Genomic DNA, 17,475 nt, shown 5'->3' on the forward strand with positions numbered 1-17,475 from the left:
GGCAGGGGTCATGGGATGTTGCGGTGCTGACCTTCTGTCCGGGATTCGTGCCGGCACCCCGCGAGCCATGCGCCGGTCAATAATTCCGCAACGCGTAATTTGTGCCGTCGTCCTCACACAACATCGAAAAATACCCTCTAAAGCCCTTGCTGAACGTTTGCGGTGACTGCAGAATCCGCAACATGTTACGAACTGTAACGAGACGTTACGTTTTGTCTACCGATGCCGCCTGACAGCGTGACGCGTCTGGAACCGATTGCGGGGACGCAGTGAAAACTTTCAATGACACGTTGGAATCGATTCGGGAACTTAACCTCTCGTACATCACGCTCGCGCGGCAGCTGCTGCAAGAGGATGGCCCCGTCGGAATGCTTCGCCTCGGGCTGTCAAAGGAAGTCGCCGATATTCTGGCTAACCTTACCTCGGCTCAAGCGGTGAAATTCGCGGCGTCGAATCATCTGCTTTGCTCGTTTCGCTTCAACGATCACGCGATGCTGTCTGCTTTGACAAAATCGCCGTACAGGGCCGACGTCGCTGCGCAGCACTCCGCGGCGTCAATGGCCCCGCAGCAAGCTGTGCAATTCGCATAAGGGTGCAACAAGGGTCCGCCTGCTTGTGCGGTAAGTCATAGCGGCATGACCAACCGCTTTGGAAAAAACTGAAGGGCCGGCGTGAGTCGGACTGGACCGGGGATGGGGTTTCCGCACCCGTGCTAGCCCGTTTCTGCGCGATATCATCTGGGGCGTCCTAGCCGCGCCTTCGTCGCGTGTATCTCCGCTTGCAGTTCATCGATGCGTTGCAACAGCGACAGCGCTAACGCAAGACCTTGCCGGTCGAGTTCGAAGTCGTCGCGCAGCCGCCGTGCTGTCTTGACCGTCACGACGTAACGCAGCTGGAACATGGGCGTCTGTGAACCGGTGTCCACTGGCTTGATGACGTCGGTGTCTATGAGGTCTTCGATTTCATCGATCGAGAGGCCCGACACCTCGGCCAGATGTTCAAGCGGGCAAAGGTCCACGTCGTTAAGCCAGATCGAATCGCTCAATGGTGCGCTCATGGCTTTGCTCCTTACGCAAAATGCTTGCGGGGGTTGAAGTTCGATGCCGCCGCCAGTTGTTTCAGCAACTCGTGTTCACGAGCGCCGACCGTTTTCGGCACTTCTATTCTGACCGCAGCATAGAGCGCCCCGACGCTGCCGTCGGCCGACGCAAGTCCGCGTTTGGCGAGCCGCAATTTTTGCCCTGCAGTAGTGCCCGGTTTGACGGTGAGCTCCACCGTGCCCGCAAGAGTGGGTACGTGCACGCTCGCTCCCAACACGGCTTCCCAGGGCGCGAGCGGCAGATCGATATAGAGGTCGCGGCCATCGGGCCGATAGAGCGGATGCGGCTGTAGGGCAAGTGACACATACAGATCGCCCGGCCGGCCGCCGTTAAAACCCGGGCCGCCCTTGCCGGCCAGCCGCAGGCGCTGACCATCGGCCGCCGCTTTGGGAATAGTGATTCGAAAGGTCCGCGCGACGCGATGCGCGAGGCCATTTGCGTCGTACTCGGGAAGCTCAGCGCTCAGTTCGATTTCTTCGCCGTTATAGATTTGCTCCAGCGAAACGAGAGCGACGATTTCATAGTCCTGTCCCGGGACGGGAAAGCTTTGTCTTCGTTGACTGCCGCCGGCGGTACGGCCAAAAGCCGAAAAAAGATCGGCGAGGTCGACGTCGTCGAGGCCCGCTTCGCCGGCGTGGAAATGTTGCTGCCAGTCCGGTGACGGCGTGAACGATTCGCCGGCCGGATGTTTGCCGAGGTTGTCGTAGGCTTCGCGCTTTTCTGGATCTTTCAGCGTGGCATAAGCCTCCGCGATGTCCTTGAATTTCGCTTCGCTGTTCGGGTCCGCCGAAACGTCGGGATGATATTTGTGGGCGAGCTTGCGATAAGCTTTCTTGATGTCCGCGTGTGTTGCGGTGCGTTCGACTCCCAAGGCTTCGTAATAGTCCTTGAATTTCATGTGAGACCTAAAAGAGAAGGAGAACGAGTTTTCGTCTGAGCTGAAGCGCTGCGACGGCGAGGGCACGTCGTTTAACGAGTGTAGGTCAACGCGGAGCCGGGCGAAAAAATGGCCAGCCGTGCGTGACCATCGGCGGCGATCGTGCGCGCTCGCGGCAGCGGCCGTGCAGCCTCAGACCGAGGTGACCAGCATCGCGGCCGAAATCACCAGCATTACGGCAGTCGCCAGCCAACCCAGCGCCCGTAGCCAGCCCCGAGCCGCAAACTTTCCCATGATGTCCGGGCGGCACACTATTTTCATCATCACGAACATTACCGGCACGGCGACTACGCCGTTGAGCACCGCGCTCCAGTAGAGCGCCTTGATCGGATTGATGGAGGTGAAATTGATGATCATGCCGATCAGCGTAGCGATCGCGATCGTGGCGTAAAAAGCCTTTGCTTCCTGCATTTTGCGGGTGAAACCGACCGGCCAGTTGCGCGCTTCGCCGATCGCATACGCCGCCGACCCGGCGAGCACGGGCACAGCCAGCAGACCGGTCCCGATCAGTCCAACCGTGAAAAACAGCGCTGCGAAGGGTCCGGCGATAGGCCGCAGAGCCTGCGCCGCCTGAGCCGACGTTTCAATATCGACGATACCGCCTGCGTGGAGGGTAGCCGCCGTGGTAGCCAAAATGGCAAGTGCGACCACGTTGGACAATCCCATGCCGGCGACGGTATCGACCTCGATACGATGCAGCGCCGCAGGACCTTGCTCAGGTGAATTGAATAGATCCAGCCGGCGTGGATGCACGCGCATGTCCTCGACTTCCTCACCGGATTGCCAAAAAAACAGGTAGGGACTGATCGTGGTGCCGAACACTGCCACGACGGCGGTCAGATACGCCGACGTCCAGACCGGACGCGGCAGGAACAGACTGCTGGCAAGATGGCCCCAATCGACATGCGCCACCGCCAGCACGGCAAAGTAAGCGAAGAGGGACAGCGTGAACCACTTCAGCACAGCCACGTAGCGCGTGTATTGCAGCAACAACTGCATCGCGACGCAGATCACTGAAAACAGCAGTACATACAGCCACTTCGGACCGGGCAGCAAAAGCGCGAGTGCGTCGGCCATTGCACCCAGATCCGCGCCCAGATTGACGATATTCGCAATCAGCAGCAGCGCCACGATCCACTGCAGCAGCCATGTCGAGTAGTGCAGGCGCAGTACGCCTGCTATGCCGTGCCCCGTCGTGCGTCCGATGCGTGCGCTGATCATCTGGATGGCGACCATCAGCGGGTAGCTGAACAGGAGCGTCCAGGACAGTCCGTAGCCAAAGGCAGCGCCCACCTGACTGTAAGTGGCGATGCCGCTGGGATCGTCGTCGGAGGCGCCTGTGATGAGGCCGGGCCCCAGCACGCCGAGCAAATGGGGTTTAGTGGGGCCGATAACCGGATCAGGGCCCTCTGCGTCGTATTCCTGGGCAGGCTCGTCCATGATGGCTCGGTGTAGTCAGACGGCGTGGTCGGAGCCGTGCCCATTGCGCGGGCCCGGTTTTTTTGAAAGTCTGCTGGCAGCGATGCTTCCTGCGGAAAGCTCCACGATTTCCGACGTGATCTCCTCTTGCCTCAGCCGGCGAAAGTCGCCGGTCAATGCTTCGAGTCTGTCATCCACGTTCGTGCGTGCAGCGATCATGGCCCTCATACGCGCGTCGTTCTCAGCGGCGAACGACAGCATGATGGCCTCGCACAGCTGCGCGAAGATGTATTCCTCTGCGAGCTGCGTCAGCAAGCGCTGGGGCGCGACGGTAATGAGGGGCGGGTCGCGACGCGGTGTGATCGGGAATCGCCCGAAGTCGAACGGCAGCAAGGTCTGTTCCACGGTCTGGACGCTTGCTGACGGGTTCGGTGTTGCGTGGACCACGGTTACGCGGGTCGCCCGTCCGCCATTGAGACGCTGGAACAGAGCACTGGTGAGGCGATCGGCGAGCGCCGGCACTTCGTCGGCATGGGTGACCATCGGCGCCGACCAGCCGACGCTCAGCCCGCGTTCGGCGGCCGCCACGATGCCGCGGCCGCCGAGCATCAGATATTCCGTCGACGAGGAACGCGTTGATGCGGTAGCTGATGCAAGCGCCGCGTCGATGACATGCTCGTTGAACGTACCGACAAAACCCTGTTCTGCGCACAGGACAATCACCACGGCTGCGTCCCGATCTGCACCTCGATCCAGGTCAGTGGCGTCGTGCGACGTGTGTTTGTCAATCAGCAGCAGCGCGTCGCCGATCGCCGCTCCGACTATGCGCGCACACGCCCGAATACCGTCCAGACGGCTGCGCGCTTCACGCGAGCGCGCTGCAGCGATGCCACGCATTGCACCGACCACGGATTCGAGCCCGCGAACGCCGTTCATGCGCGATTGAACTTCACTGAGTTTATTACTCATGTCGAAGCGGCCTCAGGCGCAGGCGCTGCGCCAACTTGTGCGGCGAGATCGCGTACGACCGTGACTAGCTCGGTCAGCGCGGGCGCATCGAGCGAGCCCGTGGCAACGAGAGCCGCCGCCGCAGGACCGCCGCGCGCATCGAGATGTGCGGCGAGACGGGTACGAACCGTCGCAACGCAACTGACTGGCAGCGTGTCGAACACGCCATCGGCGAGTGCGGCCAGCAGCGCGATTTCATCGATGGGGCGCAGTGGCGCAAAGCGCGGCTGCGTGATCAGTGCGCGAATGCGCTCGCCGCGGACCACTTGCGCCTTGACCCTCGGCTCTATCGCGCCGCCAAAGCGCGTAAACATTTCGAGCTCCAGAAACTGCGAATAATCGAGCCGCAGAGGTCCGGATACCTTGCGCAACGCGGGTAACTGCGCCTTGCCGCCGACCCGGCTTACGCTCAAGCCAACGTCCACCGCGGGGCGCTGGTTGGCTGCGAAAAGCGCTGCGTCGAGCATGATCTGGCCGTCGGTGATCGAGATCAGGTTGGTGGGAATGTAGGCGGACAGATTGCCGGCATCGGTTTCCGCGATCGGCAAGGCCGTGAGTGAACCACCGCCCAGTTCCGCAGACAGCTTTGCCGCACGCTCCAGCAGCCGGGCGTGCAGGTAGAAAATGTCGCCGGGATACGCCTCGCGACCGGGCGGTTCGCGCGTGAGCAAGGCGAGTTCGCGATGCGTCGCGGCATGCTTGCTCAGGTCGTCGATGACGATGAGCGCATGTTGCCCGCGGTCACGAAAATATTCAGCGATGGAGACTCCGCTGAACGGAGCAATCCATTGCAAACCCGGTGACGCAGCCGCCGGCGCGACCACGAATACGCATCGCTCGGGCGCGCCGTGGCGGCGCACGGCGTCGATGACGCGCTGCACGGCAGTGGCGCGCTGACCGATCGCCACATACACACAGATCATGTCGGTGTGCTTCTGGTTGACGATCGTGTCGATGGCTATCGAGGTCTTGCCGGTCGCCCGATCGCCGATGATCAACTCGCGCTGGCCGCGCCCGATTGCGAACAACGCATCGATCAGCAGGATGCCGGTGGCGACCGGTTGCGCGACAAGATCCCGGTCGATGATGGAAGGCGCAGGCCGCTCGATCGGCAGGTGCATCTCGGCGAGCACCGGCTCGTCGCTATCAAGCGGCCTGCCGAGCGGATCGACCACTCGTCCGAGCAGCCCCGGACCGACCGGCACTTCGACCACCTGCCCGGTTCCGGTGACTCGCGAACCGGCGGAAATCGCGTCGCCGTCGTCGAGCAAAACCGCGCCGATGGCATCGGCGTCCAGTGTGAGCGCAAAGCCCAGCCGGCCGCCCTCGAAGCGCAGCAGTTCGTTCAACCGCACATCGGGCAGGCCGGAGACGGATGCGATGCCATCGGACACGTGCCCTACGCGCCCGATCGTTTCAGCCTTGGCGACAAAACGCGAGCGAGCGAGGGTGGCGCGGCTGCTGACGAGCCAGTCGTTGTCGCTCAAAGCCAGGTTGGGCTGGATGGATGTCATGAGCCGAGGAGTTCCATTTTCAGGCCCGCGAGATCGTGGCGAAAACTGTTGCGCACGAGTGCATGCGGCGCTTCCAGTTCAAGTCCTGCGATCACGGCGGGATCGACCGTGACCTGAACCTGCAACGCGTGGCCGAGCGCCTGGGTGAACGCCGTGTGACACGCGGCCAGTTCGGCCGTGGTGAGTGCGCGAGGCACGATCAGGCGGACCGGTTCATCGTCGCCGGTCAGTTGCGCCCGGGTAGCGTTGGGCAGTGCGGCGAGCTCACGCGCCAGGCCGGCGATGAAACCCGCGATCCGTGCCTCGGCGGGCAGGCGATCGAGTAGCCGCGCCGTGACATCGAGTGCGAATTGCGATGCACGATCGGAGTCGGCAGCAGCGGCGTCACGCCGGCTCGCGTCGATCGCGGTTTGCGCGGCCGCGCGCATCTGCTCTGCGTCGGTGCGTGCCGCGTTCTCGAGCGACGCCTTGAGTTGCGCCGCTTCGGCCGTCGCTGCATCGAGCAGATGTGCGCGCAGCGCCGCGACATGAGCGCTATTGGCGGCGGCCTTCTGCTGTTCGTCGAGCGCCGCGGCTTTTGCTGCGGCGGCATCGGCCATCAGCGCCGCGGCTGCGTGCTGGCGCTCGGCTACGATCTTCGCCACCGGGCGAAACAGAAAGCGCGCCAGCAACCAGACGAGCACCAGCGCGTTGACGGTCTGCAGCAGAAGAGTCCACCAGTCGATGTGCATGATCAGTGCTCGCTCACTTCACGAACGGATTCGCAAACAACACGAGCAAGGCGATCACCAGGCAGTAGATTGCCATGGTCTCGATCATCGCGAGACCGACGAACAGCGTCCGCGAAATCGTGCCGGCCGATTCCGGCTGCCGCGCGAGCGCATCCATCGCGGCCGCGACCGCGCGGCCTTCGCCGAGAGCCGGTCCTATCGCGCCGAATGAGACGGCGAGCGCCGCGGCGAGAATGCTCACTACCTGGATCAGATTGTTCATTGCTGGCCTGCCTGTTTGCTGGAAGTGTTTGCGGAGTTTTCGGCTAGCGCGGCGCCGATGAAGACCATTGCGAGAACCGTGAAGATGTAGGCCTGCACCGCGCCGGTCAGAAGGTCGAGCGCCATCAACGGAATGGGTACGAGCAGCCCGGCAAGCGACAGCACAATGCCAACCACGAAGACGCCGCTCATCACGTTGCCGAACAGGCGCACCACCAGCGAGAAGGTCCGCGTGATCTGCTCGACCACGTTGAGCGGGATCATGATCCACGTGGGTTCGGCAAAGGTGGCGAGGTAACGGCCGAGGCCACGCGTGCGGATGCCGTAGAAAATGGTTGCGCAGAACACGATCAAGGCCAGCGCGGCGTCGGTTTCGACATGAGCGGTAGGGGGCTCGACGCCCGGCAGGAGCGACGACCAGTTGCTGACCAGAATGAAAAGAAAGAGCGTGCCCACCAGCGCGCGATATCGTTCAGGCTCGGCTTGCATCGTGTCGCGAATCTGGTCGTCGATCGTGCTGACCACCAGTTCGAGCACCGTCTGCATTCTCGACGGCGTGAGCGACAGCCGGCGGGTGGTCCAGGCGGAGCCGCCCGCGAGCAGGGCCATGATGGCCCACGTCGCCACTACGGGCGCTGAAACGCCGATCGGGCCGATATGGAAGAGGGTGGCCGTGGCGAGAGGCGAAGCAATCATGGCGTCACCTGGACACGTCGCAGAATGAAGCCTCTTGCCAGCAGCAGCCCGGCCGCGCCGCATAGGAGCGGCCACGCGCCAAACTTCGCCAGCACGGCGAACAGAACGGCCACGCCCGCGAGGCGCAGGAGTTGCAGCCCGATTGCCTTGGCCGGCGTGCCGGCGACCAGCAGCCGGACATTCCAGCGCAAGGTCGCGAAGTGGATCGCACCGGCAGCAAGGCCGACACACGAGCCAATCGCAATCTGGGCTGCCAGCGGGAAGTGATATGTCATTGCCGATCTCTCCGGGTTTGCCGATGCATCCATTTCCATGCGGACCACAGGCCGACAGCCGCACCGGCCATCAGCAGCGGAGCTGAGAAAAACACGCCGGTGTTGAAGTACCGGTCGAGCCAGTGGCCAAGCACGAGCCCAAGCAGCGTCGGCACGACGATGGTCCAACCGAGAATGCCGATCTGACCGAGGCGGGCTCCGAGAGAAGGTTCCGGCTCTTCCCTCGCCTGGCGCTCGCGCTGTACTGCTTGCCAGGCAGCGCGGGCCATGCGGTCGGTGTCAGGGTCAGCGTCGCGCTTGGGATCGATGCCGTCAGGGGAGGGCTGTGTCATGGTTCGGTTCAGTCCGCCGGTCTCGCGCTCGGGCGCAGATAGCGCAGCAACTGACGAACGGCCTGTGCGTGAAGACGGGTTTCGTCGACGCGGGCACGCCGCACTGCGTCGACCTGCGCCGCGCGTGCAGCATCGACTTGCGCCTCAAGTACCTCGAGCGAAGTGCCGCTCGTGGCCATTACACCTTCGCGGCACGCAATCGCGATCTCGTGTCCGCCCGAAACGCGCAGCACGCCTTCTTTCACAGCGCAAAATTGTTCGATGCCGTCGGCGGCGCGCCAACGCAGCACGGATGGCGCCAGCACAGTCAGGAACGCCGCATGGCCGGGCAGAATGCCGAAACTGCCCGTGGCGTCCTCGGCGCGCAGCGCGACGACTTCCGTGCTGTCGAACAGCACGCGCGCCGGCGTGGCGATAGTCAAATGCAGGAGCGCATTCATGATTCGAGGTGCTCCGCCACCGGCTTTGCGTCAGCCGCAAGCGGCGTTGACGAAGCGGCCTCGCGGGCGCGGGCTTCATCAAGCGTGCCGACCATGTAGAGCGAGCTTTCCTGCCAGGCGTCGCAATCCCCGGCGAGGATCGCCTTGCAGCCGGCAACCGTGTCGGCGACTGCGACGGAACGGCCGGGGACGCCCGTAAACGCCTCGGTGACGGTGAACGGCTGGGTCAGGAAGCGCTGCAGCCGGCGCGCCCGTCCGACGATGCGGCGATCGTCCACGCCGAGCTCCTCTACGCCGAGCAACGAGATCACGTCCTGCAGTTCCCGATAATGTTCGATGGTCTTGCGCACCTCGATCGCGATCGCGGCGTGCTCGTCGCCGACGAAGGCCGGGTCGAGCAGAATGGACGACGAAGCGATCGGATCGATGGCCGGATACATGCCCTCGGCGGCCATCGACCGGGACAGGACGATCATGCTGTCGACGTGCGCCGCGATGGTCGTCACGGCCGGGTCGGTGAAGTCGTCCGCCGGAACGTAGACAGCCTCGATCGCAGTGACCGATACGCCGCCGACCGACACAATGCGCTCTTGCAGCGCGGCAACCTCGCTCGCGAGCGTCGGCTGGTAGCCAACGCGCGAGGGCAGCCGTCCAAGCAGGCCCGAGACTTCGGCCCCCGCCTGGACGAAGCGAAAGACGTTGTCCATCAACAGCAGCACGTTCTGGTGCCGTTCGTCGCGAAAGTATTCCGCGACCGTAAGCGCAGTCAGCGGCACGCGCCAGCGCGCGCCGGGCGGCTCGTTCATCTGGCCGTAGACCAGCACGGTACGCGGCAGCACGCCGGAGTCACGCATATCGAGCAGCATCTCGTGGCCTTCTCTCGAACGCTCTCCCACGCCGGCGAAGACCGAGATGCCTTGATAGCGTTCGACCATCGCATGGATGAGCTCCATCACGAGCACGGTTTTACCGACCCCGGCGCCGCCGAACGTCGCCGCCTTGCCGCCCTGCGCGAGCGGAGTCAACAGGTCGATGACCTTGATCCCGGTCCAGAAGATCTCGGTGGCTGCGCTCTGCGATGCAAACGGCGGCGGCGCACGATGAATCGGGCGGCGCGGGACGTCGTCGGCGAAGGGTGCGCCACGGTCCCCCGGCGTGCCGGTGACGTCGATCAGGCGTCCGAGCGTGGCCTCACCCACCGGCACGAGGATCGGCCCGCCTGATGCGCGCACCGGCGTGCCGCGATGCAGCCCGTTGGTGGACTGCAACGCGAGCGCGCGCACCGTGCATTCGTCCAGGTGAGCCTGCACTTCCGCGATGATCGGCGGCCCGCGATCGGTGAAGATGGATAGCGATTCTTCGATGAGCGGCAAGGGAGCATGATCGAAAGCGACATCCACGATAGCGCCCCGTACCGCGACTACATGGCCCTGCGGTCCGCCGGCCGGGACCAATGGCTCAGGCGCAACGGCCGCCTGGTCGAACTTCAGAAGCGGCTCGACTGCACTCGGCTTTTCCACACCGCCCGTCGGGGGAGGATTTTCAATGGCGGCGACGGGATAGCGAGTGTTCAATTTGCTTCCTTCAGACGGACTGCGCTCACGCGACTTAATGTGCACGCGGCAGCTTGAAAATGACTTCGTTCGGACTGCTTCGAGTGCGAGAACGGGTGCGCGGCCTGTCGGGGCCCATGCCCGTCAGGCGCCTTACGCGGGGTCCGCGAACTGCGCGATCACGGCCGGGTTTTCGACTGTCGACGTGTCTTGCGAGATCGGTTCGCCCTTCGCGACCGAGCGCAACAGGCGGCGCACGACTTTCCCGGAGCGCGTCTTTGGCATCGCGTCGCCGAAGCGGATCTCCTTCGGTTTGGCAATCGGGCCGATCTCCTTGCCGACCCACGCGCGCAACTCGTCGGCCACGCGTTTTACGTCGGCACCGCTGGGTCGTTCGCCTTTCAGCACGACGAATGCAACGATGGCCTCGCCGAAGGTTTCGTCCGGCCGTCCGACGACCGCCGCTTCAGCAACCAACGGGCAGGCCGCCAGCGCCGACTCGATTTCCATCGTGCCCATCCGGTGTCCCGATACATTCAGCACATCGTCAACACGGCCGGTGATCGTGAAATAGCCCGTGTCGGGGTCGCGGATCGCGCCATCTCCGGCGAGATACAGATTGCCGCCCAGTTCGTCGGGGTAATAACCCTTTCGAAAGCGCTCCGGGTTGCCCCATACGGTGCGGATCATGGAAGGCCAGGGCTTTCTGATGACCAGTACTCCACCGTGCCCGTTCGGTACCTCCTGGCCGGTTTCATCGACGATCGCGGCATCTATGCCCGGCAGCGGCAGCGTGCAGGATCCCGGCACGAGCGGGGTGACACCCGGCAACGGCGTGATCATGTGACCGCCTGTTTCGGTCTGCCAGAATGTGTCGAGTACGGGGCACTTGCCGCCGCCGACATGCTCCGCATACCACGTCCAGGCGCTCGGGTTGATAGGTTCGCCGACCGTGCCGAGGATGCGCAGCGTGCTCAGGTCGTAGCTGCCGGGATGCACTGCGCGGTCTGCGTCGGCGCTCTTGATCAGGGACCGGATGGCCGTGGGCGCGGTGTAGAAAATCGTCACCTTGTGGCGCTGGATCATGTCCCAGAAGCGGCCCGCGTTCGGGTAAGTCGGCACGCCCTCGAAAATGACCTGGGTCGCGCCGACGGCAGTCGGCCCATAGCAGATGTACGTATGCCCCGTGATCCAGCCGATGTCGGCGGTACACCAGAAGACATCGTCCGGCTTGATGTCGAAGGTCCACTTCATGGTGACGGCGGCCCACAGCAAATAGCCGCCAGTACTGTGCTGCACGCCCTTCGGCGCGCCGGTGGACCCGGACGTATACAACACGAACAGCGGATGCTCGGCGCTCACCCATTCGGGCTCGCAGGTGTCCGGCTGCGCGTGCTCCAGCTCGTGCAGCCAGGCATCGCGGCCGCCGATCCATGGAATCCGCCCGCCTGTGCGCCGGTAGATGACGACGGTCTTGACGGCGTCGGTGCCGCCCATCGCCAGCGCCTCGTCAACAATGCTCTTCAGCGGCAGGGTCTTGCCGCCGCGAACCTGTTCGTCCGCGGTAATGATTGCCACAGCGCCAACGTTCGTTATCCGCTCATGAAGCGACTTCGCGGAAAACCCGCCGAACACGACGCAATGCGGTGCACCAATGCGCGCGCATGCTTGCATCGCGACAACGCCTTCGACCGACATCGGCAGATAGATGACCACCCGGTCGCCTTTCTTCACGCCGCGAGCGCGCAGCGCGTTGGCGAGCCGGCATACCCGGTGATACAGCGCCTGATACGTGACGCTCGACACCCGGCCGTCGTCCGACTCGAAAATGATCGCGGTCTTGTTCGCGTTGCCGCTGGTCAGATTGCGGTCGAGGCAGTTGTACGACGCGTTCAGTTCCCCGTCCTCGAACCACTTGTAGAACGGCGCATTCTGGTCGTCGAGAATCTGCGTAAACGGACGGCGCCAGCTCAGGTGCTCGCGGGCAAGCCGCGCCCAGAAGGCTTCGTGATCCTGCGCGGCCTCCTCCACGAGCGCGCGGTAAGCCTCCATGCTCTTAATCACGGCACGGCCTGTCAAAGGAATGTCCTGAGCAGGGACGTGATGGCTCGTTTCGATGGTAGACATAGTCTCCTCGCTTTAATCGTGAGATCGGCGAGCCAACAGGGATCGTCGCTTGGGGAAGGGCTCTTGATGGCCCGAAATGGATCCAGCCCGCGTAGTGTCCGTGTCGGGGAGCGCACCGGTTGCGCGCGGCCGGCGCTTGTCGATAACGCGCTGCCGTTAACCGACTATGCGTTTGCCCAATGGATATCGCTTTGATACAGGTCAAACAGGCAGGACAGACGCATTCGCCAAGCTCGGCCAAGCGCTCGGACTGCTCACCGGCGCTGACCTACCAGATCGTCCATCAGCGGCACGACGGCCAGCACGACCAGCATCGCCGAAAGCGGCAGGGTCGATATGAAACCCACGTACTTGAAGCCCAGTGCGCCTGCGAGGCCGCCAATAAAAAACATGCCGAGCAGCGATGCCAGGAGCCGGAGCCTCGACCGGTCTGCCCTGACAGCGGCAACGCCGGGCCCTGACTCCGACACATTCCAATAGAAAAGCTTGCCGAGTTCGATGCCGATATCCGTGACAAGGCCGGTCACGTGCGTGGTGCGGATCTCGGCTTTGGAGATCTTTGTGATCATCGCGTTTTGCAAGCCCATGACGTAGCACAGCAACGCCACGGTCGCAGGCACGAACAGGATCCGGTTGTTTTCCAGATGCGAGCCGAGCAGACCGAAGACGAGCAGCAGCACGGCTTCCAGTATCAACGGCAGTGCGTACTCGCTTTGTGCCCGGCGGCGCCGGCCCCAGTTGATCATGATCGCGGAGGTAGCGGCGCCGGCCATGAATGCCGCGAGTGAGCTGAATCCTGCGACCACGAGGCCGATCTCGCCTACCGAGAGGTTATCGGCGAGTGCCGACACGATCCCCGACATGTGCGAGGTGTACTGCCCGACGGCCAGAAAGCCGCCGGCGTTGGCCGCACCCGCGATAAACGCAAGCCAGCGTCCGAGGCGCCGGTTATTCTGGTCGGTGCGCTCCGGTCGGGTGAAACCTCGCAGGTACTCTATGGGCATGTTGTTCGCTTCGATCAGACTCCGGCGAGCTTCTCGCTGTCGAGAATGTGTACCTGCTTGCCGTTTGTATCGATAACACCTGCTTTCTGCAGCTTCGAGAACATCCGGCTCACGGTTTCGAGTTTCAACCCGAGATAGCTGCCGATCTCTTCCCGCGTCATGCGCAAGTTGAATTGCGCAGCGGAGTAGCCCCGCATTTTCATCCTGGACGAAAGATTGATCAGGAACGCAGCGACGCGCTGCTGGGCGGTCATGGTGCCGAGCATCATCATGAGCCCCGATTCACGCACGATTTCGCCGCTCATCATGCGATGCACATGCTGCTGCATGGCTTTCACGTCGTGGCACAGGTCCTCGAGCAAGTCGAACGGGATGACGCACACCTTGCTGTCCTCGAGTGCGATCGCATCGCAATTCTGTTCATCGGAGCACACGCCGTCAAGTCCCAGCGGTTCGCCCGCGATATGAAACCCGGTGACCTGCTCGTGGCCGTCGCGATGCGTGATGACGGTCTTGAAGCAGCCGACCCGCACGGCGTAGATGCTTTTGAACGCATCGCCGGCGCGGTACAGCGTCTCACCGCGTCGCACCAGCCGCGTGGAGCAGACAATGGCATCGAGCCGGGCCAGTTCGGTCGCGCTCAACTGAGACGGCATGCAGATGGAGTGCAACGAACAAGCGGAGCAGTTCGTGTCCGGGCGGGTAGCCGCCGGAGGCGAATTCATGCTGGCCGCGTGGGCCATATAAGTAAAAGGCGCCACGTTCGAAACTGCGGACGTGCAAGCGGTAGCTGAGGTCATGCCTGTCTCCAGAAGAGTCGGATGATCAGTGAATGGATGGACTGGCGAGCTGAGGCGGGTTGAGAGCGGGTCCGTCATGCCGGCTCGCATGGTGTCGGCTCGGCGGCGTACTTATCGGTCGATCCATTGGCTAATCGCTCGATCGTGTCGCGGGCCAGTTCGTATTCGCACGTCTTGTCGAAAAAATAGCCCGCACCGGCGCGGCGGCAGGCGGCACGAAACGCCGGTCCCGAATGGTTGGTCAACACCATGGTAAGGACGGGCGGGGTGGCGCGTGCCAGCGATTCGACAATCTCCATGCCGTTGCCTCCCGCCAGATGCGGGTCAACGATCACGAGGTCGGCGCGGGTCATGTGGATGCACGCAAGCGCGGTGTCCGCCTCTTCCGACTCGCCGACGATCACCACGCCGGCCAGCGCGCTGATCAGGGCAGAGAGGCGGCGACGCACAAGGCCGGAGTCATCGACAAGGAAGATCTTCAGCATGGCGTGCAACGGTTTGAGCTCATGCCTCAAAGTATCTTCCTAGCTATCTCAAAATAAAATCGGTGAGCGGCCAGACGTGATGTAGGCGTTTGGGAAGCGGTGTAGGGATCGGACTACACGCTGGCAGCGCAAGAAGGGCGCTGGCGTATGAGGCTTATCAGTCGTCGCAGTCGTCGTCGAAGAGCTTGTGCCGCATTGCGTAGCGGACCAGCGCCGTTTCGTGCGGCATCTGCATTTTCTCGAGGATGCGGGTTTTGTATGTGCTGACTGTCTTGGCGCTGACCGACAGCGCCTGGGCGATTTGCGTGATCGTTTCGCCCGCCGCGATCCGTCGAAATACTTCGAATTCGCGGTCGGAAAGCCGCTGATGCGGCAGATCGTCGGCCGGTTCATTCAGGCTTTGTGCGAGCCGCTCGGCCATGGCCAGGCTGACGTACACTCCGCCCGCGGCGACCTTGCTGACGGCTGTGACGAGTTCAGCGCTCGCGCTTTCCTTGGTCAGATAACCCGATGCCCCCGCCTTGAACGCGCGCACCGCATATTGCTGTTCCGCATGCATCGTCAAGACGAGAATGCGCAGCGCCGGCTTTTCGTCCTTGATCTGCTTGAGCAGCTCGACCCCGTTCCTGCCCGGCATCGACAGGTCGAGCACCAGCACGTCTGCCGCGGTGGTGCGGATCATGGCAATGGTGGTAGCGCCGTCGCTGGCTTCGCCAGCCACTTCCAGTCCGCTCGCGCTGCGCAGGATATGGCGCAGTCCGTCGCGCACGAGGGCATGGTCATCGGCGATCAATACTCGGGTCATCGCAGTGGTTCTTCCTCGGTGTTGTCGGGATTGTCGGAGAAAGGGTCGTCCTGTTGCAAGGTGACCAGCGGGAAGGTCACGGTCAACGTGAAGCCTTTTCCGACACCGGACTCGATCGCGACCGAACCATCCAGCCGGTGCGCCCGCTCGCGTATGCCGATCAGGCCGAACGACTTGCGCCCGGCATCGGCACGCTCGTGCGCACCGATGCCGTCGTCGGCGATGCGCAGGATGCAGCGGCCCGCTTCCAGATACAAGGCCAGATCGACGTGCGTGGCTTGTGCATGGCGCGCCACGTTGGTGAGCGCCTCCTGCACGATCCGGAACACGGCGGTAGCGCCGTCGCGGCTGAAAATGGTATGTCTTGCGTCGATCCGCCGCTCGACGTCGATACCGTACCGGTTTGTAAAGTCGATCGCCAACCAGTCTATGGCCGGAACCAGCCCCAGGTCGTCGAGCATCACGGGCCGCAGGTCGGCGGCAATCCGGCGCATCGAGGCGACGGTCGCATCGATCAGGCGCTGCATGCCGCGTAATTGCGCGCGCGCCTCGGCGTCCGTCCCAGGCGCAAGTTCGAGCGAGGATATATCCATTTTCAGCGCGGTCAGTTGCTGGCCCAGGTCGTCATGCAATTCTCTCGCAATGCGGGACTTTTCTTCTTCGCGAATGTTCAGCAGGTTTGCGGAGAGCTCCCGCAGTTCCTCGTGCGAGTGCTGCAGCGAACGTTCCGCGTCGACTTGCGGGCTGATGTCGCGCAACATCACCGTGTAAAGCTTGCCGTTTTCGTCGTCGAATTGAGAAATCGATGCTTCGAACGGGAACTCGTCGCCATTCGTGCGCAAGCCGTACAGTATGCGCCGCCCGCCCATCTGCCGGTCGGACACGCCGGTCACGCCGAACTGACGAACGTGCGCTTCGTGCCCGGCGCGAAAGCGCTCGGGCACGAAGCGCGCAAGCGAGGTTCCGATCGCCTCTGCCGCCGGACAGTCGAACAAACGTTCGGCCATCGGATTGAACATGACGATACGCTGCTTTTCGTCGATGGTAATGATCGCTTCCATCGACGACCGGATGATGCCGAGCAGTCGTGCTTCGCCAAGCGGTGACGGAGTGGGTGGCACTGGATTCTTCGTCTCGCGCCGTCGCGCCATGAAGCCCGCGCTTGCGGCGAGTAGGAGGGCGCCGGCCATTCCGGCAATGCCAGTCACGCTGGCGTAGCGAGTCCGTTGACGATCGCTACGCTTCGATGCCGTGTTACGCCGTGCGGTGGGCGGCCCGGACATGGTGTCTCCGACAAGGGGAAAAAACGCGCGCGGCCGAGGCTGCGCTGAACAGCCCGTGCCGTTCTTGACCTGTTCCGTGCGGTGGGCGGACATGAAGCTCCATGTCATGAGCCAGCCGACAGCGTGAATTGATGTGGATCAAGCGGCGCGCGGACCTGTGCGCGGACACTGAAGCTTACTAGAGTCTACTAAAGCGTAGACGACATCCGGGGAGCGGATCATGTACAAACGAATTCTCGTGGCTCTCGACGGTAGCCTCAGCGCGCGCCTTGCGCTCAAAGAGGCGTTCAAGCTGGCGCAGGCCGCCGATGCGATGTTGATGGTGGCGCGCGTTGTCTCGCACGACGTGTCTATTTGCGATCCCGTGCTTAGGGTTGTTGAAGCAGAAGCGGTCGATGTGACCGTACGCCGGCAACTCGATCACGCGCGCGACTTCTGCGCGCGGAACCGGATACGCGGCGTCACCCAGATAATCGATGCGCACGGTGCAAGCATCCCGGGTGCGCTCATGCAAGCTGCTCAAGCATTCGAAGCGGATCTCATCGTGATGGGCGCGCATGGACCGCGTGCCGTGCGCCGGCATCTGCTGGGCAGCGTTGCGGAAACGGTTTTGCGATCGAGCCATGTTCCGGTCCTCACCGTTCGTGACGATCAACGTGACGCGGCACTGGCGTTCTAGCGCGGTCCGGGTAGGCCGTGCGGCCG

At 63.1% G+C, this 17,475-nt stretch carries 19 protein-coding genes and 1 pseudogene; 2 read left to right on the forward strand and 18 right to left on the reverse strand.

Translation table 11 applies throughout. From position 1 onward, the window contains the following. The first annotated feature begins 269 nt into the window (after nt 1-269). Complete coding sequence (flhD, locus tag EOS_RS25225) at nt 270-590, forward strand: flagellar transcriptional regulator FlhD (protein ID WP_047894907.1); 321 nt, start codon at nt 270-272, stop codon at nt 588-590. Nucleotides 591-733: 143 nt separating this feature from the next. Here the strand turns inward: flhD and EOS_RS25230 are convergent, their stop codons facing one another. The 18 genes and pseudogenes from EOS_RS25230 to EOS_RS25315 form a co-directional block, all read right to left on the reverse strand. Then, a complete protein-coding gene (locus tag EOS_RS25230; RefSeq protein ID WP_047894908.1) occupies nt 734-1,057 on the reverse strand; it encodes a chaperone modulator CbpM in 324 nt (107 codons plus the stop codon). An 11-nt stretch (nt 1,058-1,068) separates the two neighbouring features. After that, nucleotides 1,069-1,998, reverse strand: a complete 930-nt coding sequence (locus tag EOS_RS25235) for a DnaJ C-terminal domain-containing protein (RefSeq protein WP_047894909.1) — start codon at nt 1,996-1,998, stop codon at nt 1,069-1,071. A gap of 171 nt (nt 1,999-2,169) precedes the next feature. Beyond that, a complete protein-coding gene (locus EOS_RS25240; RefSeq protein WP_047894910.1) occupies nt 2,170-3,477 on the reverse strand; it encodes an NRAMP family divalent metal transporter in 1,308 nt (435 codons plus the stop codon). Between the two features lie 15 nt (nt 3,478-3,492). Next, nucleotides 3,493-4,425: a F0F1 ATP synthase subunit gamma gene (locus EOS_RS25245; protein ID WP_047894911.1), complete on the reverse strand. Its 933-nt coding sequence runs from the start codon at nt 4,423-4,425 to the stop codon at nt 3,493-3,495. Further along, nucleotides 4,422-5,978 carry a F0F1 ATP synthase subunit alpha gene (locus EOS_RS25250; protein WP_047894912.1) on the reverse strand — a complete coding sequence of 519 codons (1,557 nt, stop codon included), beginning with the start codon at nt 5,976-5,978 and terminating at the stop codon, nt 4,422-4,424. Before EOS_RS25250 ends, EOS_RS25245 begins: the two co-directional genes overlap by 4 nt. Then, nucleotides 5,975-6,709: a F0F1 ATP synthase subunit delta gene (locus tag EOS_RS25255; protein WP_047894913.1), complete on the reverse strand. Its 735-nt coding sequence runs from the start codon at nt 6,707-6,709 to the stop codon at nt 5,975-5,977. Before EOS_RS25255 ends, EOS_RS25250 begins: the two co-directional genes overlap by 4 nt. A gap of 13 nt (nt 6,710-6,722) precedes the next feature. Continuing rightward, a complete protein-coding gene (locus EOS_RS25260; protein ID WP_031359402.1) occupies nt 6,723-6,971 on the reverse strand; it encodes a F0F1 ATP synthase subunit C in 249 nt (82 codons plus the stop codon). Continuing rightward, nucleotides 6,968-7,666: a F0F1 ATP synthase subunit A gene (locus EOS_RS25265; protein WP_047894914.1), complete on the reverse strand. Its 699-nt coding sequence runs from the start codon at nt 7,664-7,666 to the stop codon at nt 6,968-6,970. The genes EOS_RS25260 and EOS_RS25265 overlap by 4 nt, the downstream gene beginning before the upstream one ends. Then, nucleotides 7,663-7,941: an N-ATPase subunit AtpR gene (locus EOS_RS25270; RefSeq protein ID WP_047894915.1), complete on the reverse strand. Its 279-nt coding sequence runs from the start codon at nt 7,939-7,941 to the stop codon at nt 7,663-7,665. The genes EOS_RS25265 and EOS_RS25270 overlap by 4 nt, the downstream gene beginning before the upstream one ends. Then, nucleotides 7,938-8,273, reverse strand: a complete 336-nt coding sequence (locus EOS_RS25275; RefSeq protein ID WP_200908706.1) for an AtpZ/AtpI family protein — start codon at nt 8,271-8,273, stop codon at nt 7,938-7,940. Before EOS_RS25275 ends, EOS_RS25270 begins: the two co-directional genes overlap by 4 nt. An 8-nt stretch (nt 8,274-8,281) precedes the next feature. Beyond that, the gene (locus tag EOS_RS25280; protein WP_047894916.1) at nt 8,282-8,713 is read right to left on the reverse strand and encodes a F0F1 ATP synthase subunit epsilon; all 432 of its coding nucleotides are present in this window, start codon (nt 8,711-8,713) and stop codon (nt 8,282-8,284) included. Further along, entirely contained in the window at nt 8,710-10,203 is a 1,494-nt protein-coding gene (atpD, locus tag EOS_RS25285) for a F0F1 ATP synthase subunit beta (RefSeq protein WP_063177463.1), read from the reverse strand. The genes EOS_RS25280 and atpD overlap by 4 nt, the downstream gene beginning before the upstream one ends. A 216-nt stretch (nt 10,204-10,419) precedes the next feature. Then, nucleotides 10,420-12,393: an acetate--CoA ligase gene (gene acs / locus EOS_RS25290; RefSeq protein WP_047894917.1), complete on the reverse strand. Its 1,974-nt coding sequence runs from the start codon at nt 12,391-12,393 to the stop codon at nt 10,420-10,422. 254 nt (nt 12,394-12,647) lie between these two features. Next, nucleotides 12,648-13,397 (reverse strand): YoaK family protein, encoded by a 750-nt coding sequence (locus tag EOS_RS25295; protein ID WP_047894918.1) that lies wholly within the window; start codon nt 13,395-13,397, stop codon nt 12,648-12,650. Between the two features lie 14 nt (nt 13,398-13,411). Further along, complete coding sequence (fnr, locus tag EOS_RS25300; RefSeq protein WP_235442966.1) at nt 13,412-14,140, reverse strand: fumarate/nitrate reduction transcriptional regulator Fnr; 729 nt, start codon at nt 14,138-14,140, stop codon at nt 13,412-13,414. A gap of 131 nt (nt 14,141-14,271) precedes the next feature. Next, nucleotides 14,272-14,682 (reverse strand): response regulator, encoded by a 411-nt coding sequence (locus tag EOS_RS25305; RefSeq protein ID WP_047894937.1) that lies wholly within the window; start codon nt 14,680-14,682, stop codon nt 14,272-14,274. 157 nt (nt 14,683-14,839) lie between these two features. Continuing rightward, nucleotides 14,840-15,487 (reverse strand): response regulator, encoded by a 648-nt coding sequence (locus tag EOS_RS25310; RefSeq protein WP_047894919.1) that lies wholly within the window; start codon nt 15,485-15,487, stop codon nt 14,840-14,842. After that, nucleotides 15,484-16,854: pseudogene (locus EOS_RS25315) on the reverse strand (histidine kinase); the annotation flags it as partial. The gene EOS_RS25310 and the pseudogene EOS_RS25315, both read right to left, overlap by 4 nt. Before the next feature lie 136 nt (nt 16,855-16,990). On the opposite strand from EOS_RS25315, the gene EOS_RS25320 reads away from it, so the two are divergent. Continuing rightward, nucleotides 16,991-17,449 (forward strand): universal stress protein, encoded by a 459-nt coding sequence (locus EOS_RS25320; RefSeq protein WP_047894920.1) that lies wholly within the window; start codon nt 16,991-16,993, stop codon nt 17,447-17,449. Nucleotides 17,450-17,475: the final 26 nt, after the last annotated feature.

Origin of the sequence: Caballeronia mineralivorans PML1(12), from assembly GCF_001028175.1 — a bacterium.
Lineage (GTDB): Bacteria > Pseudomonadota > Gammaproteobacteria > Burkholderiales > Burkholderiaceae > Caballeronia > Caballeronia mineralivorans.